At 70.2% G+C, this 20,979-nt stretch carries 13 protein-coding genes; 9 read left to right on the top strand and 4 right to left on the bottom strand.

Annotated elements, in window-relative coordinates; translation table 11 throughout:
• Positions 1-62: 62 nt before the first annotated feature.
• Positions 63-1,064 carry a helix-turn-helix transcriptional regulator gene (locus ABZ848_RS26425; RefSeq protein ID WP_360835811.1) on the bottom strand — a complete coding sequence of 334 codons (1,002 nt, stop codon included), beginning with the start codon at positions 1,062-1,064 and terminating at the stop codon, positions 63-65.
• Positions 1,065-1,122: 58 nt separating this feature from the next.
• Positions 1,123-4,830 (bottom strand): S8 family serine peptidase, encoded by a 3,708-nt coding sequence (locus ABZ848_RS26420; protein WP_360835810.1) that lies wholly within the window; start codon positions 4,828-4,830, stop codon positions 1,123-1,125.
• 258 nt (positions 4,831-5,088) lie between these two features.
• Here ABZ848_RS26420 and ABZ848_RS26415 point away from each other — a divergent pair, with 258 nt between their 5' ends.
• Together ABZ848_RS26415 and ABZ848_RS26410 are read left to right on the top strand one after the other, a co-directional pair.
• Complete coding sequence (locus ABZ848_RS26415) at positions 5,089-5,814, top strand: response regulator transcription factor (protein WP_360835809.1); 726 nt, start codon at positions 5,089-5,091, stop codon at positions 5,812-5,814.
• Positions 5,811-7,349, top strand: coding sequence for an ATP-binding protein (locus ABZ848_RS26410; protein ID WP_360835808.1), 1,539 nt, complete (start codon positions 5,811-5,813; stop codon positions 7,347-7,349). The genes ABZ848_RS26415 and ABZ848_RS26410 overlap by 4 nt, the downstream gene beginning before the upstream one ends.
• A 52-nt stretch (positions 7,350-7,401) precedes the next feature.
• Here ABZ848_RS26410 and ABZ848_RS26405 read toward each other — a convergent pair whose 3' ends face one another.
• A complete protein-coding gene (locus tag ABZ848_RS26405; protein ID WP_360835807.1) occupies positions 7,402-8,940 on the bottom strand; it encodes a serine hydrolase domain-containing protein in 1,539 nt (512 codons plus the stop codon).
• Between the two features lie 188 nt (positions 8,941-9,128).
• Between ABZ848_RS26405 and ABZ848_RS26400 the strand changes: the two genes are divergently transcribed.
• The 3 genes from ABZ848_RS26400 to ABZ848_RS26390 all read left to right on the top strand — a co-directional run bounded on the left by ABZ848_RS26400 (position 9,129) and on the right by ABZ848_RS26390 (position 14,648).
• On the top strand, positions 9,129-9,737 hold the full coding sequence (locus ABZ848_RS26400; RefSeq protein WP_360835806.1) for an HD domain-containing protein: 609 nt from the start codon (positions 9,129-9,131) through the stop codon (positions 9,735-9,737).
• Between the two features lie 196 nt (positions 9,738-9,933).
• The gene (locus ABZ848_RS26395) at positions 9,934-11,007 is read left to right on the top strand and encodes a lytic polysaccharide monooxygenase (protein ID WP_360835805.1); all 1,074 of its coding nucleotides are present in this window, start codon (positions 9,934-9,936) and stop codon (positions 11,005-11,007) included.
• Positions 11,008-11,375: 368 nt separating this feature from the next.
• On the top strand, positions 11,376-14,648 hold the full coding sequence (locus tag ABZ848_RS26390) for a GH92 family glycosyl hydrolase (RefSeq protein ID WP_360835804.1): 3,273 nt from the start codon (positions 11,376-11,378) through the stop codon (positions 14,646-14,648).
• Here ABZ848_RS26390 and ABZ848_RS26385 read toward each other — a convergent pair.
• Positions 14,629-15,633, bottom strand: a complete 1,005-nt coding sequence (locus ABZ848_RS26385; RefSeq protein ID WP_360835803.1) for an acetylxylan esterase — start codon at positions 15,631-15,633, stop codon at positions 14,629-14,631. The two genes, ABZ848_RS26390 and ABZ848_RS26385, sit on opposite strands and share 20 nt — an antisense overlap.
• A gap of 204 nt (positions 15,634-15,837) precedes the next feature.
• Between ABZ848_RS26385 and ABZ848_RS26380 the strand changes: the two genes are divergently transcribed.
• From ABZ848_RS26380 to ABZ848_RS26365, 4 genes are read left to right on the top strand one after another with little or no spacing between them, the layout of a single operon-like run.
• Entirely contained in the window at positions 15,838-16,815 is a 978-nt protein-coding gene (locus ABZ848_RS26380; RefSeq protein ID WP_360835802.1) for an ABC transporter permease subunit, read from the top strand.
• A complete protein-coding gene (locus ABZ848_RS26375; RefSeq protein ID WP_360835801.1) occupies positions 16,809-17,681 on the top strand; it encodes a carbohydrate ABC transporter permease in 873 nt (290 codons plus the stop codon). Before ABZ848_RS26380 ends, ABZ848_RS26375 begins: the two co-directional genes overlap by 7 nt.
• A 46-nt stretch (positions 17,682-17,727) precedes the next feature.
• The gene (locus ABZ848_RS26370; RefSeq protein WP_360835800.1) at positions 17,728-19,383 is read left to right on the top strand and encodes an extracellular solute-binding protein; all 1,656 of its coding nucleotides are present in this window, start codon (positions 17,728-17,730) and stop codon (positions 19,381-19,383) included.
• Complete coding sequence (locus tag ABZ848_RS26365) at positions 19,380-20,879, top strand: xylan 1,4-beta-xylosidase (protein ID WP_360835799.1); 1,500 nt, start codon at positions 19,380-19,382, stop codon at positions 20,877-20,879. Before ABZ848_RS26370 ends, ABZ848_RS26365 begins: the two co-directional genes overlap by 4 nt.
• The last annotated feature ends 100 nt before the right edge of the window (positions 20,880-20,979 follow it).

Raw genomic sequence — 20,979 nt, 5'->3', positions numbered from 1 at the left:
AGCGCACAGCAGTCGAGGGCCGCATCCCTGGTACGCCGGGGGTGCGGCCCCGTGCCGTCGCGCTACAGCCAGCCGCGCTGGGCGACCCGCAGCCCGAGCTGGAACCGGCTCGCCGCCCCGAGCCGTTCCTGGAGGTCGCTCACCCGCCGCCGCAGCGTGCGCAGACTCACCCCCAGATGGCGGGCCACCGCCTCGTCCTTCATCCCGGCCGCCAGCAGCCGCGTCAACGTCTGCTCGTCCTCGGTGAGTTCACCGTTCCCCTCGGGCCGGCCGAGCGGGGTCGCCTGCTGCCAGGCCAGCTCGAAGAGCTTCTGCAGGGCCTCGGTGACCGCCGAGTGCCAGACGACGACGGCGCAGTAGCCGCCCGCCTCGGACGAGGTCAGCGGGAGCATCGCCCGGCGGCCGTCGACCACCAGCAGCTTGAGGGGCACGGACGGCAACACCCGGGCCTGCTCGCCGAGTTCGACCATCTTCCAGGTGCGGGACAGGACGTCCGGATCCTCCAGGCCGCTCGCCGCGTAGATACCGCGGGAGACGATCCCGCGCCTGAGCAGATCGGCCTGGGAGTGCAACTGCGATGCGGGCGGGGCGAGATAGGGCGGGGTGTCGAACAGGCACACCTCGTGCTCGGCGCGGGCGTACATCTCCTCCAGCCGGGCCGCGATGGCGCCCTCCCCGGAGGCCACCTCGATCAGCCGGGACGGCTCCTCGCGCAGCAGCCCGGCCTCGTACGCGGTGGCCATCTCCTCGGCGGTGGCGGCGAGCAGCTCGGACTCCGTCTCGCGCCGCCGGATCAGCGCGCGGATCGCCACCCGCGGATCGACCGCCCGTAACCCGCCCATGGAGTCCGGCGGTTGGAGCAGTCCGAGGGTGAGCAACCGGTCACAGGCCTCGCGCAGCCGGGCCGGGGTCGCCCCGGTCAGCAGCGCCCAGCCGGCCGCGCCGGCGTCGGGCTGATGGAGAACGGACCGGTACACCAGCTCGTCGAAGGCGGAGACCCCCACCGCGGCCCAGGGGCTCGCAGCAGGGGTCTGTTGTGCAGGATCTTGTGCCGTGTTCACCATGGCTCGCCACGGTAGAGGTTCTTTGTTAAGAACCCTTACAACTCCTGCGGATCTTCGCTCACTTCAGGCCGAACGCCCGCAGTACGGTCTGGTCGATCCCGTCGTCGGCCCGGTCGGTGGCCCGCACGCGCAGCGACACGGTCCGCGCGCCCTTCGCCGGCTTGAACCGCGCCTCGCCGTGAGCGACCGGCACTTCCTTCCACGAGGTGCCCTCGTCGTAGGAGACCCAGGCCTTCAGACCGGCCGCCTTGACGCTCCCCGACTGATCCGCGACCGACAGCCCGACCTCCAACTCCCGTTTGCCGTCGGCCCGGTTGAGGAGATCGAGTCCCTTCGGGGCGATGCCGAGGCTGAGCAGCGGCAGTGGCGTCGCGGCGTTGGTGTGCGCCGAGCCGAAGGTCCACTCGGTGTGCGTGCTCGTCGAGTACGCGGCCGGGTCGGCGGTGCGCTGCGCGTCCAGGACGAAGCGGTACGACGCCTGGTCCGCCGGTACGGTGAAGGTGCCGTAGCCGCCGAGCGCGGAGGGGCCGACCAGTTGCCCGTCCCGGTACAGCGCGCCCTGCGCGGTGCTCCGGAGGCCGTCGACGGAGCCGTAGTGGCCCGGCATCGCGTCGTTCAACTCCGGTATCAGGAAGGTGAGTTTGTCGCCGGTGCGCTGGGAGAGCCCGTACGCCGCGCTGCTGCCGGGGCGGACGACCTGGCGCAGCCAGTCCTCGGAGGGCTGGACGCCGGCCTTGTCGTAGGTCCGCAGCGGGCTCCACTCGCCCTTGAGCGCCGCCGCGTCGGGATAGACGGTGTGCCAGGTGCGGGTGTCCGGGTCGGCGTAGTAGTACTCGGTGCGCTGGGTGCCGAGCGGAACGTCGTCGGGGACCTCGATGCTGAAGATCTGCCAGGGGCGGTACGTGTACAGGGAGTCCATGCCGTACGCGCCGGACGTGGCCCCGTAGTAACGGGCGGTCAGCTTCGCCGTGTCGGAGCCGTCCAGGCGGTACGTCTGGTCCGCCGAGATGGAACCGCTCTGCGCCGCGAGCAGGTTGTAGACGTAGGGACTGACCGCTGTGCCGCCCAGCTTCAGCGTGACCTTCTTGCCGGTCTTCAGCAGGGCGGCGAGCTCGGCGCCCTGCTCGCCGGTGGCGATCATCACCGGAACCGTGGTCGCGTGGTCCACGGCCTCGATCCAGAAACCGGGGGTCTTGCGGTACACGATGAGGTACCCCGCGCCGGCCTTGGTCGCGTTGTCCAGGGCCTCCTGCGCCCGGTCCGTCGCTCCGACCCCGACCACCGCGACCTTGCCCCGGACGTCGAGCCCCGCGAAGTCGGCAGCGGTACCGCCGCCCGCGTCCACCGCCTGCACGGTGTGCTCACCACTGATCTTCAGCGGGAGGCCGTCGTAGGTCTGCGAGTAGTACAAGGACGACAGCGAGATCTTCTGCGGGCTCGTGACGCTTGCCGTCAGCTCCTTCGCGTACAGGCGGAACTTGGCGGAGAACTCCAGGGTCCCCTGGGTCACCTTCTGGGTCGGCGCCACATAGATGTGGTCGGTCCAGAAACCCTGACTGTACGTCAGCCCCCAGGTGCTGCCCGGCCCTTCGCGATGCCAGCTCGTGGTGAAGCCCTGGAACTCGGAGTCCTCCTTCGTCTTCGGCTTGATCTCCACGGCCTTGCGGGCGTCGAGCACGACCTCGGTGTCCCCGTCGACCTTGATCTCGGGGTTGCCGACCACCGAGGTGCCGACGGCCAGCCCGCCCGCGTCGAGGTCCGGGATCCAGGACGCGAGGGAGTAGGTGCCGGCGGGCACCTGGAAGGTCCAGCCGGAGCCCAGATAGCCGTACGTGTTGGGGTAGGCGCCGCCCAGTTCCTGGAGGCTGAAGAGCGAGGCCCCGGTGGACGGCCCGCCCTCCCGGTTCACCAGCGACACCTTCAGGTCGTACATCTTCGGCGTCTTCTCGAAGCCGACGCCCGTGGTGGTCTGGACGCCGTCGGCGGTCGCGGTGACGTAACCCGTGTAGCTGCCGGAGGCCAGTGCCGCCGGGTCCACACTGACCGGAAGCGTGGCGGTGCCCTGCGCGGGCACGGTCACGGTACCGGCGCCGAGTGTGAGGTCCGCGAGGCTCGACGAGACCTTCAACTCCACCGCCTTGTCGGTGGTGTTGGTGTACGTGATGTCCTTGGTGACGACACCGTTGTCACCGTCCTCGTACTTGCCGAAGCTCAGCGTCGGGGTCGCGAACACGCCCTGCTCCACCGCCCGTACGGCGTCGACCCTGCCGTCGCCCTGCTGGAAGGGCGTGGCGGCGGTCATCGTCTTCGCCGTGCTCGCCAGGTCCGCCTTGATCTGCGCGCCCGTCCAGTCCGGGTGCGCCTCGGCGACCAGCGCTGCCGCGCCCGCGACATGCGGGGTCGCCATCGACGTACCGCTCGCCGTCGTGTAGTGGTCGTCGACCGGGGTGCCCATGGTGGTGCCGGCCGCGCGGGCCGCCGTGATGTTCACGCCCGGCGCGGTGATCTCCGGCTTGACCCCGTAGTCGCCCAGGCGTGGGCCGCGGCTGGAGAACGAGGCCAGGTTGTCGGACTTGTCGACCGCGCCGACGGTCAGGGCCGAGTCCGCGATGCCCGGCGTGCCGATGGTCTCGTTGAACGGGCCCGAGTTGCCCGCCGCGATCACGAAGAGGGTGCCCGTGTCGGCGGACAGCTCGTCGACGGTCTCGCTCAGCGCGTCCGAGGGACCCGTGGCCGTACCGCCCAGGGACATGGAGACGATCTTCGCGCCCGAGTTCGCCGCCCACTCCATGCCGGAGATGATCCAGGACTCCTGGCCCTGACCGGTGTTGTCGAGGACCTTGCCGACCAGCAGCTGCGCGCCCGGCGCCACGCCCTTGTACTTGCCGTCCGAGGCCGCGCCCGAACCGACGATCGTGTCGGCCACATGGGTGCCGTGGCCGTGGCCGTCCTGCACGGTCTGGTCCGGCACGAAACTCTGCGAGTCCGCGATCTTCCCGGCGAGGTCCGGATGGTTCAGGTCCACGCCCGTGTCCAGGACCGCGACCTTGACGCCGGTGCCGTCGTAGCCCGCCTGCCACACCTCGGGGGCGCCGATCTGCGGCACGCTCTGGTCGAGCGACACCTTCACCTTGGCGTCGAGCCAGACCTTCTCGATACCGTCGCCCAGCTGCTTCGCGGCCTTCGTGGTGGGTGCGGTGCCCACGGGCGGCGCGATGTCCGCCCAGAAGGCGGTCGACTTCCTCGCGGTCAGCGCGGCGCCGTCGATCCCCGGCAACGCGAGCGTCCGGCGCGCGCCTTCGGGGGTCTCGCTGCCCTTCTCGTACGTCGCGATCACCGGGGTGCTGCCGGTCTTCGCGTCCGCGTAGCCCTGCTTCACCAGCTCACTGACGTTGAACAGGGCCGGGTCGAGGCGGCCCGCCTGGAGCAGCGGGATCGCGTCCGAGGGGATGACGCTGACCTCGCCGTTCTGCTCGCTGGACAGGAACGTGACGGCCTCGCGGCCGTCCCCGCGCCGGACGTCGACGGCGTTCTTGCCGTCCGCCCCGGTGGTGAGTGCGACGGTGTCGCCGGTGATGAGGGTGACGGTCTGCGTGTGCGTCGGGCCGGCCGCCGCGGTCGCGGCGCCCGTCGCGCCGACACTCTGTGCGCTCGTGGCGCCCTGCCCGCCGGCCGCGGACGCGGGACCGGCCGCAGCGGGCACGACCGCGCCCGCGAGCAGCCCGGCCGCCCCTGCCACGGCACAGAGGACATGGAGTCTTCGCATGAGTGGAGTTCCTCCCCTGAACGCTGAGGACGCTTCCGGCCCCTGTGAGCGGAAGCCTGTGATCAGGGTGAGTGCCGCGCGGAAAGCGGCTCAAGGGATTCCTGTGGCCGGGGCGTGCCAATGCCCCCTTCGGCCAGGGCGGTTGGCGGACCCCACACCCCGTCGGCAGGATGCCGACGGACAGCAGATGCCAGGTCACACGGCTGCGGCTCAGGTGGAACACAGGGTTCCCCCAGGCAACCGGGACAGTATCGAGACATGTCTGGCACCTCCGTGTCCCGCGGCGACCGAGTCCGCGTGCTCATCGTCGACGACGAGCCCGCGCTCACCGAGCTGCTCTCCGTCGCCGTCACCGAGGCGGGCTGGCGGCCCTACCCGGCCGCCGACGGCCACAGCGCGCTGCGCATCGCCCGCGGCTGCGCCCCGCACGCGGTCGTGCTCGACGGCATGCTGCCCGACCTGGACGGCATCCAGGTACTGCGCCGGCTGCGGTACGAGAACCCGAAGCTGCCGGTCCTCATGCTCACCGCCCGCGACGCCCTGGAACACCGCATCGACGGCCTCGACAACGGCGCCGACGACTACGTCACCAAGCCCTTCTCCCTGGAGGAGGTCGTGCTGCGGCTGCGCGCACTGCTGCGCCGGGCCGGCACCGAGAAGAGGCGGGCCGAGGAGTCCGTACACGTCCTCGGCGACCTCGTACTGACCGAGGAGACCCGCGAGGTGCACCGCGCCGGTACGCCGGTCCAGCTCACCGCCAAGGAGTTCGACCTGCTCAGCCTGCTCCTGCACCACCCGCGCCAGGTGCTGAGCAAGGCCCAGATCCTCGACCACGTCTGGTCCAGCTCCTTCGACGGCGGCGGCAACCTCGTCGAGGTCTACATCTCCAGCCTGCGCCGCAAGATCGACCGCGGCCGGGCGCCGATGATCCACACCGTGCGCGGCATGGGCTACGCCATCAGACCGACGGGGGACGGCAGATGAGCCCCCGGATGGGCGGACGCTCCCTGCGCACCCGCCTGTTGCTCTTCGTCGGCGTCACGCTCGCCGTCGTCTGCGCGACGATGGCCGGTGTCACCGGAGTGGTCCAACGCGCCTATCTGATGGGCGACCTGGACGGCAGGGTCGCCAACGCGAGCCAGCGCAGCCTGGGCGGAGCCGGCCTCCACCCCGACGACACGGCCAACCTGTCCTTCCTCATGGAGACCGGCCAGCCGGTCGGCCTGCTCGCCGCCCGCCTCGGCGAGGACGGCTCGGTCGTCTCCGCGGCGGTGGTCAGCGAGGACGCCCCGCCGCAGAACCTGACCACCGCCCAGCGCGCCCCCCTCAAGGGCATCGCGACCGACGGGTCCAAGCACACGGTCACCGTCCCCGACCTCGGCACCTACCGCGTCACCGCCCTCGACTCCAACGGCATCCGCGTCCTGACCGGCCTCCCGATGGACGACGTCCAGCGCATGATCAGCGGCCTGGCCATGGTGGAGGCGGGCGTGGCGCTGGCCGGCCTGACGATCGCGGGTGTCGTCTGCGCCGTGGTGATACGACGGCAGCTGCGCCCCCTCGGCCGGGTCGCCGCCACCGCGGTCGAGGTCTCCCGGGCCCCGCTGGACCGCGGCGAGGTCACCGGCCTCACCCGCGTCCCCGCGCGGGACACCGACCCCGGCAGCGAGGCCGGGCAGGTGGGCGCCGCGCTGAACCGGATGATCGACCACGTGGAGTCCGCGCTCGCGGAACGCCAGCGCAGCGAGGAGCAGGTGCGCCACAGCGAGGAACGCATGCGCCGCTTCCTGGCGGACGCGAGCCACGAACTGCGCACCCCGCTCGCCTCGATCGCGGGCTACGCGGAACTCATGAACCGCGGCACCGACCGCATCGAACCGGTCCTGGCCTGGCGCCGCGTCTCGGCTGAGTCGGCCCGTATGACGGGCCTGGTGGAGGACCTGCTCCTGCTGGCCCGCCTGGACGAGGGCCGCCCGCTGGACTCCGGCGAGGTCGACCTCGCGGCGGTGGTCGCCGAGGCGGTCTGGGACGCCCGGGCGGCGGGCGGCGGCCACGAATGGCACCTGGCCCTGCACCTGGACGACACCCCTGCCCTGGTCACCGGCGACGAGTCCCGCCTCCACCAGGTGGTGGCCAACCTGCTGGCCAACGCACGCATGCACACGCCTGCCGGCACGAAGGTGGTGGCCGAGGTGGAGACGACGGGGGAGCGCTGCGTGGTCCGGGTCCGGGACGACGGGCCGGGCATCCCGGGGGAGTTGCTGCCGAAGGTCTTCGAACGCTTCACCCGCGCGGACGCCTCCCGGGCCCGGACGGCCGGCAGCGAGGGCGGCTCGGGGCTGGGGCTGGCGATCGTGGCGGCGATCGTCGGGGCACACGGCGGCCGGATCGACGTACAGAGCGAACCGGGGCGCACGGAGTTCACCGTCGAACTGCCTGCGGCGCAGGACACCCCGGTGCTGCCGCCCGTGAGCCCGATGGTGGAGACGTCGGCGTCACCCAGGGCCGCCATTCTCTGAGCGGCGAAGCGGGGTCCGCCCGTGAATCATCGTGATCGGACCCCGCGTCGGCTCAGCCGAGGGCGCGCAGGATGCGGCCGTTGACCGGTTCCACGGGAACGCTCCGATTGGCCAGGGCCACGTGGACCCGCCGGTCGCGGACACGCAGGACCAGCGAGGCCGAGGCGCCGGGGAGATGCCCCTCGTGCCCCGCGATGTCTCCGGTCCGGTCCAGCAGCCAGCCGAGGCCCGCATGGCTGCCGCCGGGAAGGTCCGCCTGCGGGGTGAGCGCCTGCCGGGCCAGCTCGTCGGGGAGGAGGGCGTGCCAGCCGAGTCCGAAACGGGCCAGGTCGGACGCCGTCGTCCACAGACCGCTCGCGGCGGGCACGGTGCTCACCCGTTCCGGCCAGGAACGGAGGCTGCCGTCGTCCCCCGAGGCGACGTACCCGGTGACCACGGCCTCCGCGCCGAAAGCGGAGGGCCGCTCGGTGGGGACGAACGAGTCGTCCATGCCCAACGGACGCAGCACGAGGTCGGCGACCGCCTGCGGACAGGGCGACCCGGTCAGGTTCTCGACGAGCAGTCCGAGAGCGACGTACCCCCAGTCACTGTGGACGTGACGCCCGCGCTGCCCGGCGCAGGGGATGACGGGCCCGAACAGGTCGCGGGGGTCCGGTACGGAGTCGGCCTCGCGGTCGGTCGGCGGCCGGTCCGGCATGACCACACCACCGGTGTGGCTGAGCAACTCCCGGACGGTGACGGCGGAATCGGCGAGTCGGACGGTGCTCAGATGCCGGTTGGCGGGGTCGTCGAGGCCGACCCGGCCGTCGGCGACCAGACGCAGCACCGCGGTCGCCGTCACCAGCGTGGTGACGGAGCCGGCCGGGAAACGGTGCCGGTTCGTCAGCGGTACGAGCGGTTCGAGGGCGGCCCAGCCGCGCGCGAGGGCCCAGACTCCGTCCCGGGCGTCGGCTCCCGCCAAGGCCAGCCCGGGCAGCCCGAGTTCGGCGAAGGCGCGGGCGGCCAGCTCCGAGGCGACCGCGGGCACCCGGCCCTCGGTTCGGTTGGCCGGTGCGGTCAGCCGCGGATCCTCGACCTTCGCCGTGGGGTATACGCGCAGCCCCACCAGCCGGTGCGGCGGGACGGGTTCGACGACCGCCTGCAGCTGGGCGACCGCGCCCAGATCCTCGGATTCGAGCCGGGCCAGGGCATGGGTGGCCGTGTCCTCGACGAGAACGGGGCCGCGGTGCAGACGCGGCGCGAGGGACCTGAGCCTCGGCAGCAGCTCATCCGGCGGCATCGCTTCGAGGAGCTGCTCGTGGAAGTGCTCACGCAGCTCGCTCTCGGAGGGCGCGTGCCAGGTGGGTGCGCCGGCGTCCGCGAACCGTGCGGCGATCCAGCGCAACTGCCGGCTCGCGTGCCGCTGCGGGGGGTTGGTGCTCTCGACGACGCGCTTGAGCGCCGCCCAGCTGGGGTGCCCGTGCTCGCGGGCGATCGCCAGCTGTGCCTCGTCCAGGGAGCCGAACTCGCCTGTGCGCAGGCGGCGTTTGGCCTCGATCTTCAGATACCGGAGGCTGGGGTGGTCGGGCAGGGAACGGGAGTGATCGGACACCGTAGTCCTTCCTCACGCCCGCGGGTCCGCGACGTCGGGCAGGAAAGACCGTTGGCCGATCGCATCGCCGTACACCGATGAGCTTGCAGCCCTGCCCGCGGACCCGGAGGCGGCCGGAACCACCGCGTTCAGGGTACTCCTTGGATGGGTGCGGGAGGGGTGCCCCTCAACCGCCCTACCCTGACCCCGTGACGACCCCCGACCCCCTCCACCGCGCCCTCCACGACCCCTGCGCCCCGCCCCTCCGCCCCCTCCCCACCCAAGTCGCCCGCCTCCTCCGTGACTTGGAGGCTCCACCCCGCCTGGCGGCCCACCTCCGCCTGGTCCACGACGTGGCGCAGCAGCTGCTGGACTGGATGACACACGAGCACCCGTCACTCCAACTCGACCACGACGCCGTACTGTTCGGCGCCGCCACGCACGACATCGGCAAGACGGCCCACCCCGCCGAACTCTCCGGCCCCGGCTCAGCCCATGAACCCGCCGGCCGCGACCTGCTGCTGGCCCGGGGCATCGCCCCCGAGCTGGCCCGCTTCGCCGCGACCCACGCGGAGTGGACCCACCCGGACAACGGCCTCGAAGACCTCCTCGTCTCCGTCGCCGACAAGATCTGGAAGGGCAAACGGGTCCAGGAACTGGAGGACCTGGTGGTCGCACGGCTCGCGACGGCGACCGGAAGGACGGCCTGGGAGGAGTTCCTGACCTTCGACGACCTGCTCACGACCATCGCCGACGACGCGGAGAAGAGGCTGGCCTTTCAGGCGACGTATCCGGTGGACCGGGGAGTTTACAAGTGACCCTCATGCCGCTACCTTCCGCAGAAGGCAGGGTGGGAGCGCTCCCATAAGGAGCGGCGGACCGGAACCCGCCGCCCCCTCACGGCACTCCCGCCCCGCCCACATCCGCACCCCGAACCTGAATCCACAACCGCACACACAAGCACCCGCACCTTCACCCGCATCCGCACGGCCGTACCGAAGGAATCCATCTGTCATGGTCCTGACACGCACGCGCCGACCGGCGCGCCGATTAACCACCAGAACCCTCTTCCTCGTCCTGGTCTCGCTCCTCGCCACCATCCCCGCCTTCGCCCTCGTCGTCACGGCGGGCGCCAAGGCGGAAGCCCACGGCACCCCGATGAAGCCCGGCAGCCGCACCTTCCTCTGCTGGCAGGACGGGCTCACCGACACCGGCGAGATCAAACCCGTCAACCCCGCCTGCAAGGCGGCCCAACAGGTCAGCGGCACAACGCCGTTCTACAACTGGTTCTCCGTACTGCGCTCCGACGGCGCCGGCCGCACCCGCGGCTTCGTCCCCGACGGCGAACTCTGCAGCGGCGGCAACCCCAACTTCACCGGCTTCAACCTCCCCCGCAACGACTGGCCGTTGACCCACCTCACCTCGGGTGCGACCGTCGACTTCTCCTACAACGCCTGGGCCGCGCACCCGGGTTGGTTCTACGTCTACATCACCAAGGACGGCTTCGACCCGACCAAGACCCTCACCTGGGACGACATGGAGGACACTCCGTTCCTCACGGTCGACCACCCGCCGCTCAACGGCACCCCGGGCACGGTCGAGGCCAACTACTCCTGGACCGGCAAGCTCCCGGCCGACAAGTCGGGGCGCCACATCATCTACATGGTCTGGCAGCGCTCGGACAGCGCCGAGACCTTCTACTCCTGCTCCGACGTCGTGTTCGACGGCGGCAACGGTGAAGTGACGGGCATCCACGACCCGGGCAACCCCACCGACCCCGTCCCGGGCACCTGCTCCGCCACCCGTAAGACCACGGGCAGTTGGACCGGCGGCTACCAGTCCGAGGTGACCGTCACCAACACCGGCGACGTCCCCATGCTCGGCTGGATGGTCGACTGGACCCTGCCCACCGGCCAGAAGGTCAACAGCCTCTGGAACGGCAACCCCACCTACAACGGCCAGGACGTCATGGTCCACAACGCCGACTGGAACGGCTCACTGAGCCCCGGCCAGAGCACGACGTTCGGATACGTCGTCTCGGGCGACGGCGGTGACACGGCAACGACCCTGCCCTGCCAGGTCGGCTGACCGCCGCTCAGGGCGGACCCGGTGGTGGTGTGCAGTCCACCGGGTCCGCGAGCCGGGCAGGCCGGGGGAGTACCTGTCCGGATGGTGCGGGCTTGTGGCGACGCTGTGGTGCGACAACGTTGTCGAATTGGTCTACACATGACTCTACCGCCTCAACGGACAACGATGTCAATCCAGTTGGCCTGCACGATCCGTTTCGGCCACGCAATGCCCAGCGGTATCGGCCCGTGCCGACCCGTCCGGGTGGCCGCCCCGCGCGCCCCCACCCCCGTACGCACCCTTCCGTGGTACCGCTGACACACGCTACTGTCCCTGCGGCTTGTGCGACCTGTGGTGCGCGACCCGTCCGAAGGAGGAGGGGCCGCGTCATGCGTTTCCGTCCTACATCCCTGCTGCTTGCCGCCGCTCTCGCGGTCGGCGGCGCCACCCCCGCCCTCGCGGCGACGACCGCACCTCCCGAGCTGGTCAAGGACCCGACGTCGTACGTCGACCCGCTCATCGGCACCAAGAACGGCGGCAATGTCTTCCCGGGCGCCGTGACCCCCTTCGGCATGCTCTCCTGGAGCCCGGAGAACACCAGAGGCGACGCCACCCGCACCGCCGCGCCCGGCGGTTATCTGTACGACGCCACCCGCATCCGCGGCTTCAGCCTCACCCACATGTCCGGCACCGGTTGCGCGGGCGGCAGTGGCGACATCCCGTTCTTCCCGTACGCCGGTGAGGTCACCTCCTCGCCCGCGAGCGACACCAAGGACGCCGTCTACGCCTCCGACTTCAGCCACGCCGACGAGACCGCCGAGCCCGGCCACTACAAGGTCGGCCTCGCGTCCGGGGTGACCGCGGATCTCACCGCGACGCCCCGTACCGGTTCCGCCCGCTTCACCTACCCGGCCGACAAGCCCGCCTCCCTCCTCATCCGCACCGCCAACTCCGAGGTGGGCTCGGCCGATTCGACCGTCGCCATCGATCCGGCGACGCGGACCGTCTCGGGGTCTGTCACGTCCGGCGACTTCTGCGGATACCTGGACCCCGAGGGCCAACGCCCCTACTACACCGTCTACTTCACCGCCCGTTTCGACCGCGCCTTCAAGTCCATCGGCACCTGGCAGGACGACAAGCTGAGCCCCGGGTCGAAGGAAGCCTCCGGCGGCACGGGTGGCTTCTCCAGCGGCGGGCGGCCCGTCGCAGGCAAGGGCGCCGGCGGCTACGTCGAGTTCGCGCCCGGCGACGGCCCGGTCAACGTCAAGGTCGGTATCTCGTACGTCAGTCAGGCCGGCGCCGCCGCCAACCTCGCGGCCGAGAACCCGTCGTCCCGCTCCTTCGACGCCGTGCGAGAGGCCGCCGGGCGGGCCTGGCGCGACCGGCTCGGCGCCATCCGTGTCGGCGGCGGCACCGACGCCGAGCGCACCACCTTCTACACCGCGCTGTACCACTCCCTCCTGCACCCGAACGTCATCAGCGACGTCGACCGCAGATACCGCGGCAGCGACGGCAAGGTCCACTCGGTCGCGCGCGGCCACCAGGCCCAGTACGGGACCTTCTCCGGCTGGGACGTCTACCGGGACCAGGTGCAGCTGCTGACCCTGCTCAACCCGCGCACCGGGTCCGACATCGCCCAGTCCCTGTACGAACTCGCCCAGCAGAACGGCGGGATCTGGGACCGCTGGCTGCACGGTGCGAGCGGCACCCACGTCATGAACGGCGACCCGTCGCCGACCGCCCTGGCCGGCATCCGCGCCTTCGGCGGCACGGACTTCGATCTGCACGGCGCACTGGACTCGCTCGTCAAGGCGGCCAACGTGCCCACGGCCCAGGACCTGTCCTCCGCCGGCAAGCCGGTGCTCTCCGTCGGTCAACGGCCTTCCCTCGACAAGTACTTGAAGCTCCACTACATGCCGTCCGTCTCCAACGCCTGGGGCGGCGCGGCCGAGACCCTGGAGATGTCCGGCGCCGACTTCTCCCTCTCCCAACTCGCCACCGCGGCAGGGGAGAAGGACACCGCGGCGACCTTCGCCAAGCGCGCCCAGTGGTGGCAGAACAACTTCAACATCGCCGCCGACCCCACCGGCGGCTACATCGCCAACCGCAAGGCCGACGGCAGCTGGGTCACCGGCTTCACCCCGGCCACGGGCAACGGATTCGTCGAGGGTACGGCCGCCCAGTACACCTGGATGGTCCAGCACAACCCGGCCGGACTCTTCGCCGCGATGGGCGGCACGGACAAGGCACTCACCCGCCTCGACTCCTTCTTCCACGACGCCGACGGGAGCTGGGCCTTCACCGGCAGCGGCGGTGACAAGTCCGAGCTGGACAACGAGCCCTCGATCAACGTGCCCTACCTGTACGACTACGCGGGCGCCCCCTACAAGGCGCAGGAGACCGTCCGGGCCGCCATGAAGCAGCTCTGGTCGACCGAGCCCGGTGGCATCCCCGGCAACGACGACCTCGGCGCGATGTCCTCCTGGTACGTCTTCTCCTCCCTCGGCATGTACCCGCAGGTCCCCTCCCGCGCCGAACTCGCCCTCGCCTCACCGCTGTTCCCGCGCATCGAGATCGACCGCCCGAACGGCAACGACATCTCCATCCACGCGACCGGTGCCGCCGCCGACGCCCCGTACATCACCTCCCTGAAGGTCAACGGCCGTACCAGCGCCCGCCCTTGGCTGCCGGCATCCCTCGTGCGGGACGGCGGCCGCCTCGACTACACGCTCTCCGCTACGCCCGACAAGACCTGGGGCAGCGACCCCGCCGACGCCCCGCCCTCCTTCCGCCAGGGCGAGCAGCCGTACCAGATCGGTGTCGGGCCGACCACGGCGACCATCGAGCCCGGCGCGAGCACGAAGGTGGGCATCCGCGCGCTGTCGATGAGCGGCGGAGCCGGGCCCGAGGTCCGCTTCAAGGTCGAGACGCCGGACGGCGTCACCCCAACTCCCGCCGAAGGGACGGTGGTTGACGGCTCGCAGGAGATCACACTCAGCGCGGCCAAGGACGTCAAGCAGGGGTTCTACGACGCGAAGGTCACGGTGACCTCCGGTGACACCTCCTACGAGCAGCCCGTCGCCCTGACCGTCGCCGCCCCCGGCACCCTCCTCGCCGCCTACAACAACACCGGCGTCTCGGACGACCAGGGCGAGCACGACGAGGCCGACTACGACGGCGGCGGCTGGAGCTACTCCCGTCAGGCCCTCGCCGCCGCCGGTCTCACCCCGGGCGGCCAGGGCACGGTCGACGGGCTGAGCTTCAGCTGGCCCGACTCGCCGAGCGGCCGCCCCGACAACGTCTCGGCCGACGGGCAGACCGTCCAACTCGTTTCTCCCGCAGGCAAGTTGTCCTTCATCGGCAGCGCCGTCAACGGCAACCAGCAGACCAACGCCACCGTCACCTACACCGACGGCAGCACCGACACGATCGACCTCTCCTTCACCGACTGGACCGTCGGCGGAGGCGGCGGCACCGTCCAGTACGGCAACGAGGTCGTCGCCAAGACCGCGTACCGGAACGTCGCCGGGGCGGACAAGGACCCGGTGGCCACGTACGTCTTCGCTACCAAGCCCTTCGCCGCACCGGACGGCAAGGTGATCGCGAGTCTGAAGCTGCCGCGGAACACGGACCTGCACGTGTTCACCCTCGCGACGGGCTGAGCTCCAACACCTCGGCCAGCCAGTCCAGTTGGCGGCGCACGTGCACCGCGTCGCCGCCCTCGTGGCCGTTGAAGGGGTAGGCGTGGATCTCCTTGCGGGGGTCCACGCCGCTCAGTTCCGCATAGCGGTTGCAGGCCGCGTACGCCCCGCTCGGCGGGCACACGGTGTCCCGCAGGCCCACCCCGAAGTGGACCGGGGCGGCGGCGCGCCGGGCGAAGGAGATGCCCTCCATGTACGACAGCGTGCGGTAGACGGCCGCCTCCTCGCCCCGGTGCACCGCGAGGTACGCGCTGATCTCGCCGTACGGGCTCGCATCCGTGAGGTCCAGGGCGCGCCGGATACCGCACAGGAAGGGCGCGGTGACCGCGGCCGCCGCCAGGTCCGGCACCAACCCCGCGACGGCCAGGGCGAGTCCGCCGCCCTGGCTGTTGCCGACGGCGGCGACGCGCTCCCCGTCCACGCCGGGCAGTGCGCGCACCGCCGTCACCGCGCGCACCGCGTCCGTGATCAAGCGCCGGAAGTGGTAGTCGCGGGGCGCCGGCAGGCCCCGTGCCGCGGGGCCCGGGCCGCCCGGCGCCGAGGCGTGCGGGTCGGGGGTCGCGCCGCCGTTGCCGTACTGGTCGCCCTGGCCGCGGTTGTCCATCAGCAGATGCGCGTACCCGGCGTTCACCCAGGTCAGCCGCTCGTGCGGAAGTCCGCGTCCGCGGCCGTAACCGGCGTACTCGACGACCGCGGGGAGCCGCTCGCGCACCCCGGCGGGCCTGCTGTACCAGGCGCGCACCGGATCTCCGGCGAAGCCGCGGAAGGTCACGTCCCAGGTGTCGGTCAGCCGTAGTCCGGTCCGCACCGGGGTCATCGCCGCCAACTCCTCAGCCTGCGCAGCCTCCTTGAGCGTGTCGCGCCAGAACTCGTCGAAGTCCGGGGGCTCCTGGACATCGGGCCGGTACTGCTCCAGCTCCCTGATCGGCAGGTCGAAGGCGGGCACAGGACACCTCGCATGAGTCGGTCGAAGCAGTGAAACTTGCGGAGTGGAGCGGGACTTGGTCCCCCGGTTCTACCCCACTCGCGCCTCAGGTATCTCCTGCGCGACCCATTGACAGCGCTTTCTCGCTGCCTCTAAGTTGCCGCGAAGTTACCGGTAAGCGCTCGAAAGTTTCGGCCACTTCTCCGCCCCCAGGGAGGACCGAGCATGAGCACCACCACCAGGTCGGCCCCTCCGCCCGGCACCCAGGACCCACCGCCGCCCCTCGCCCGTCCGGCCCCGCGCAGCGGCTGGCGGCGGACGCTGCGCAGGGACTGGCAGCTGTACTCGCTGGCCGTGCTGCCGCTGCTGTTCTTCCTGGTCTTCCGCTATCTGCCGATGATCGGCAATGTGATCGCCTTCCGCCGCTTCGAGCCGGGCGGCTCGATGTTCGGCGAGGAGTGGGTGGGCCTGCGCTATGTGCGCATGTTCCTCACCGACCCCACCTTCTGGCAGGTGTTCCGCAACACCCTCTGGCTCGGCGGGCTCACCCTCGTCTTCTGCTTCCCGATCCCGATCGTGCTCGCCCTGCTGCTCAACGAGGTGCGCCGGCGTTCGCTCAAGCGGTTCGTGCAGTCGGTGTCGTACCTTCCGCACTTCCTGTCGATCGTGATCGTCGCCGGCCTCACCCTGCAGATGCTCGCCACCGACGGCCCGGTCAACCACGCCCTCGGCTGGTTCGGGCACGACCCGATCCGCTTCATCCAGGAACCCGAGTGGTTCCGCACGATCTACGTCGGCTCCGAGATCTGGCAGACCGCGGGCTGGGGCACGATCCTCTACCTCGCCGCGCTCACCACGATCGACGAGGACCTGTACGAGGCCGCGCGCATCGACGGCGCGGGCCGCTGGCAGCAGATCTGGCACGTCACCCTGCCCGGCATCCGGCCCACCATGATCACGCTGCTGATCCTCAACGTCGGCACCTTCATGGCCGTCGGCTTCGAGAAGGTCCTGCTGCTCTACAACCCGCTGACCTATCCGACGGCTGACGTCATCTCAACTTACGTGTACCGGGCGGGAGTCGAGTCCAGCAGCTTCAGTTACGCCGCCGCCATCGGGCTGTTCGAGGCGGTCATCGGGCTGGTCCTGATCACCTCGGCCAACCAGCTCTCGCGCCGCACGGTGGGGACGAGCCTGTGGTGAGGCCGAGCCGCTCCTACCGGGTCTTCCAGGGCGTCAACGGGGTCGTCCTCACCCTCGTGGTGCTGGTGACGCTGTACCCGTTCGTCAACATCGTGGCGCGCTCCTTCAGCGGGGAGCGACAGGTGCGGGCCGGTGAAGTGACGCTGTGGCCCAAGGGGTTCAGCCTCACCACGTACGACATCGTCTTCCACGACTCGATGTTCTGGCGGAACTACGGCAACACCGTCTTCTACACCGTCGTATCGACCGCCGTGGCCATGGTTCTGACGACCTGTTACGCCTACGTCCTGTCGAAGAAGCACCTCAGGGGGCGCACCACGCTCATCGGCGTCGCCGTCTTCACCATGTTCTTCACCGGCGGACTGATCCCCAACTACGTCCTCGTCACCAGCCTCGGCCTGAAGAACACCGTGTGGGCGATCGCCCTCCCGAACGCCATCAGCGTCTTCAACCTGCTGGTGATGAAAGCCTTCTTCGAGAGCCTGCCGACCGAGCTGGAGGAGGCCGCGCAGATCGACGGCCTGAGCACGTACGGCATCCTGCTCAGGATCGTGCTGCCGCTGTCCAAGGCGGTCGTCGCGACGATGGTGCTCTTCTACTCGGTGTCCTTCTGGAACTCCTGGTTCAGCGCCTTCCTGTACATGGACAGCAGCGATCTGATGCCGGTCACGGTCTATCTGCGCAACCTCATCGCGGGCGCCACCGGCGGCGGAAACGCGGGCGCCACCACCGAGCAGCTCAGCCAGGTCGGGGCGACCATCCAGTCCGTCGCCATCGTCCTCACCGCCCTGCCGATCCTCTGCGTGTACCCGTTCGTCCAGCGCTACTTCGTCTCGGGCGTGATGCTCGGCGCGGTCAAGGGCTGATCCCAGCAACTCACCAGCAACTCACCTACGGAACAAGGGAGTTCCCGTGAAGAACGCAGGAGAGCTGTCACGGCGTCAGATCCTGGCCGCCGCCGGCTTCATCGGTCTCGCCACCCTCACCGGCTGCGGCAGCGGCGACGACGGAGGGGACGGCAAGGACCTCTCCAAGAAGCAGAACGGCGCGATGAAGGAGTACCGCGCCGGACAGCAGTTCAAGGCGACCAAGGCGCTGTCCTTCTCGATGCTCCACAACGACAACCCGGTCTACCCCCTGAAGACCGGCTGGCTGTTCTGGAAGGAGGTCACCAAGCGCACCGGCGTGACCATCAAGCCCGTCGACGTGCCCCTCGCCGACTACGAGAAGAAGCGCAGCGTCCTCATCGGCGCGGGCGACGCCCCCTTCCTGATCCCCAAGACGTACCACCCCTCCGAGGTCGCCTTCGTCTCCTCCGGCGCGATCCTCCCGGTCAGCGAGTACGTGCACCTGATGCCCAACTTCCAGGACAAGGTGAAGAGATGGAAGCTCGAACCCGAGCTCGACTCCATCCGCCAGTCCGACGGCAAGTACTACCTCCTGCCCGGCCTGCACGAGAAGCCCAGGTCCGGCTACTCGCTGTCCTTCCGCACCGACGTCCTCGACAAGCACGGGCTGAGCCTGCCGACCACCTGGGACGAGGTTCACGACGTCCTCACGGCCCTCAAGCAGGAGTACCCGGGCAAGTACCCCTGGACCGACCGCTGGAGCACCAACACCCCCTTCCCGTGCGGGGCGTTGTTCCAGTACCTCGGCCAGGCGTACGGCGTGAAGGCCGGCTGGGCCTACGACAACCTCAGCTTCGACACCCAGGCGAAGAAGTTCGTCTTCACCGCCACCCAGGACGCCTACCGGCAGATGATCGAGTACCTGCGCGGGCTCGTCGCCGAGAAACTCCTCGACCCCGAGAGCTTCACCCAGCAGGACGACCAGGCCGTGCAGAAGCTGCTCGCGGAGAAGTCGTACGTCATCAGCGCCAACCCGCAGGAGCTGGTGCAGAACTACCGCTACAACCTGAACAAGCAGGTCAAGGGCGCGACCATCGAGATGGTCCCGGTGCCGCTCGGCCCGGCGGGCCCGGTGCTGCTGAGTGGCATCCGGCTGGAGAACGGCGTCATGGTCTCCAGCAAGGCCCTCAAGAGTTCCGACTTCGTCGCGATGATGCAGTTCGTGGACTGGCTCTGGTACTCGGACGACGGTCAGAAGTTCTGCAAGTGGGGTGTGGAGGGCGTCACTTACACCGAGTCCGGCGGCAAGTACACGCTGAAGCCCGGGATCTCCCTCATGGGCTCCGACCCCGACGCCCCGAAGGACCTGCAGAAGGACTACGGCTTCTTCAACGGCGTCTTCACCTACGGCGGCAGCTGGGAGCTGGTCTCCTCCAACTTCAGCCCGGACGAGAAGAAGTTCCAGGACGCCATGTCCCAGCGCAAGGAACTGCCCGTCGACCCGGCCCACCCCCTCCAGTCCTCCGAACAGGAACAGGCGACCCTCTGGGACACCCCACTGAAGGACGCCGCCATCCAGAACACCCTCCAGTTCGTCCTCGGCAAGCGCCCTATGTCCGAATGGGACCAGCACGTCGCCGAGTTGAAGGCGAAGAACATGCAGCAACTCGTCGACCTGCACAACAAGGCGTACGAGCGCTTCAAGAAGGAGAACGGGTGAGTGCCGAGGGGGCGGGGAGCCGCTTCCCCGACGCCTGGCGCCACTGCGTCGGCACCGGCCGTGTCGAACTCGCCCTGCGCCGCGACTACCAGGACTCCCTCGCCCTGCTGCAACGCGAGATCGGGTTCCGCTACATCCGGGGGCACGGACTGCTCTGCGACGGCATGGGCGTGTACCGGCCGTACGAGTGGCGGGGCGAGCGCAGAGTCCGGCACTCCTTCACCTACGTAGACCAGGTCATCGACGCCTACCTGGAGCTCGGCATCCGGCCCTTCCTCGAACTCGGCTTCATGCCAGGCGAGTTGGCGTCGGGCGACCAGACCGTGTTCTGGTGGCGCGGCAACGTCACACCGCCCCGCTCGCACAAGGAGTGGGCCGAGCTGGTGCGGGCCACCGTCTCCCACCTGGTCGACCGCTACGGCCACGACGAGGTGCGCACCTGGCCGATCGAGGTGTGGAACGAGCCCAACCTCCGCGACTTCTGGCAGGGCGCGGACGAGCCGGCGTACCACCGGCTGTACGAGGTGACCGCGCACGCCGTGAAGGAGGTCGACGCGGAGCTGCAGGTCGGCGGGCCGGCGATCTCGCCCGGTGCGGACGAGTGGCTGGACCGTTTCGCCGAGTTCGCGGACCGGCGTGACGTGCCGGTCGACTTCGTGTCCAAGCACGCGTACAGCTCGGGACCGGCCCAGCACGTCCCGTTCGGGGTCCGCCAGACGCTGGCGCCGGCGACGGATCTGCTGACCCAGTTCGCGTCGCCGCGAGAGCGGTTGAAGGGCACGCGGTTGGCCGAACTCCCTGTGCATATAACGGAGTTCAACTCCTCGTACCGGCCCGACAATCCCATCCATGACACGGCCTTCCATGCGGCCTACCTGGCGCCGGTGCTGGCCGCGGGCGGTGACCACGCCGACTCCTTCTCCTACTGGACCTTCAGCGACATGTTCGAGGAGGCGGGCGTGCCGACGTCGCTCTTCCACGGCGGCTTCGGGTTGCTCACGCATCGGCAGGTGAAGAAGCCGACGTATCACCTGTACGCGTTTCTGGCGCGGATGGGGGAGGAGCGGCTGGCGCGCGGCGACGATCATCTGGTGACGCGGCATCCGGATGGGCGGGTGACTGTGCTGGCCTGGGCGCCGGTCGACGCGAGCGGTGCGACGCCGGGGCCGGAAGGGCATGTGGTGCGGGTGTCCGTGCCGGTGCGGGCGGGGGAGGCCTTCGTTCGGCGGTCGACCGTGGACGAGGAGCACGGGAACGCACGTACGGCTTGGCGGCGGATGGGTAGCCCGCGGTCCCCGCGTCCGGGCCAGCTCGACGTACTGCATGAGGCGGCGGAGCCGGGGCGTCGGCATGAGCGGGTGCCCGTGGAGGGTGGGCGGGTCGTGCTGGATCTGACGCTGGCGAGGCATGAGGTGACGCTCGTCGAGGTCAGCGCGGTGGTGGAGGAGGCGCCGGAGTGGGCTGACGAGCGGCGGCTGTTGGGGGTGGTGCTGTGATGGATCGTTTGTCGAGTGCGGCGTCGTCGTGGCTGGTCGCGCCCCGCGGCGGAGCCGCATATCGACACAGCCCCGCGCCCCTTGGCGGCGTTGCTGGAAC

Source organism: Streptomyces sp. NPDC047081 (assembly GCF_040643775.1).
GTDB lineage: Bacteria > Actinomycetota > Actinomycetes > Streptomycetales > Streptomycetaceae > Streptomyces.
The sequence above is the reverse complement of the archived record's forward strand: the minus strand, read 5'-3'. Positions and strand labels throughout refer to the sequence as shown.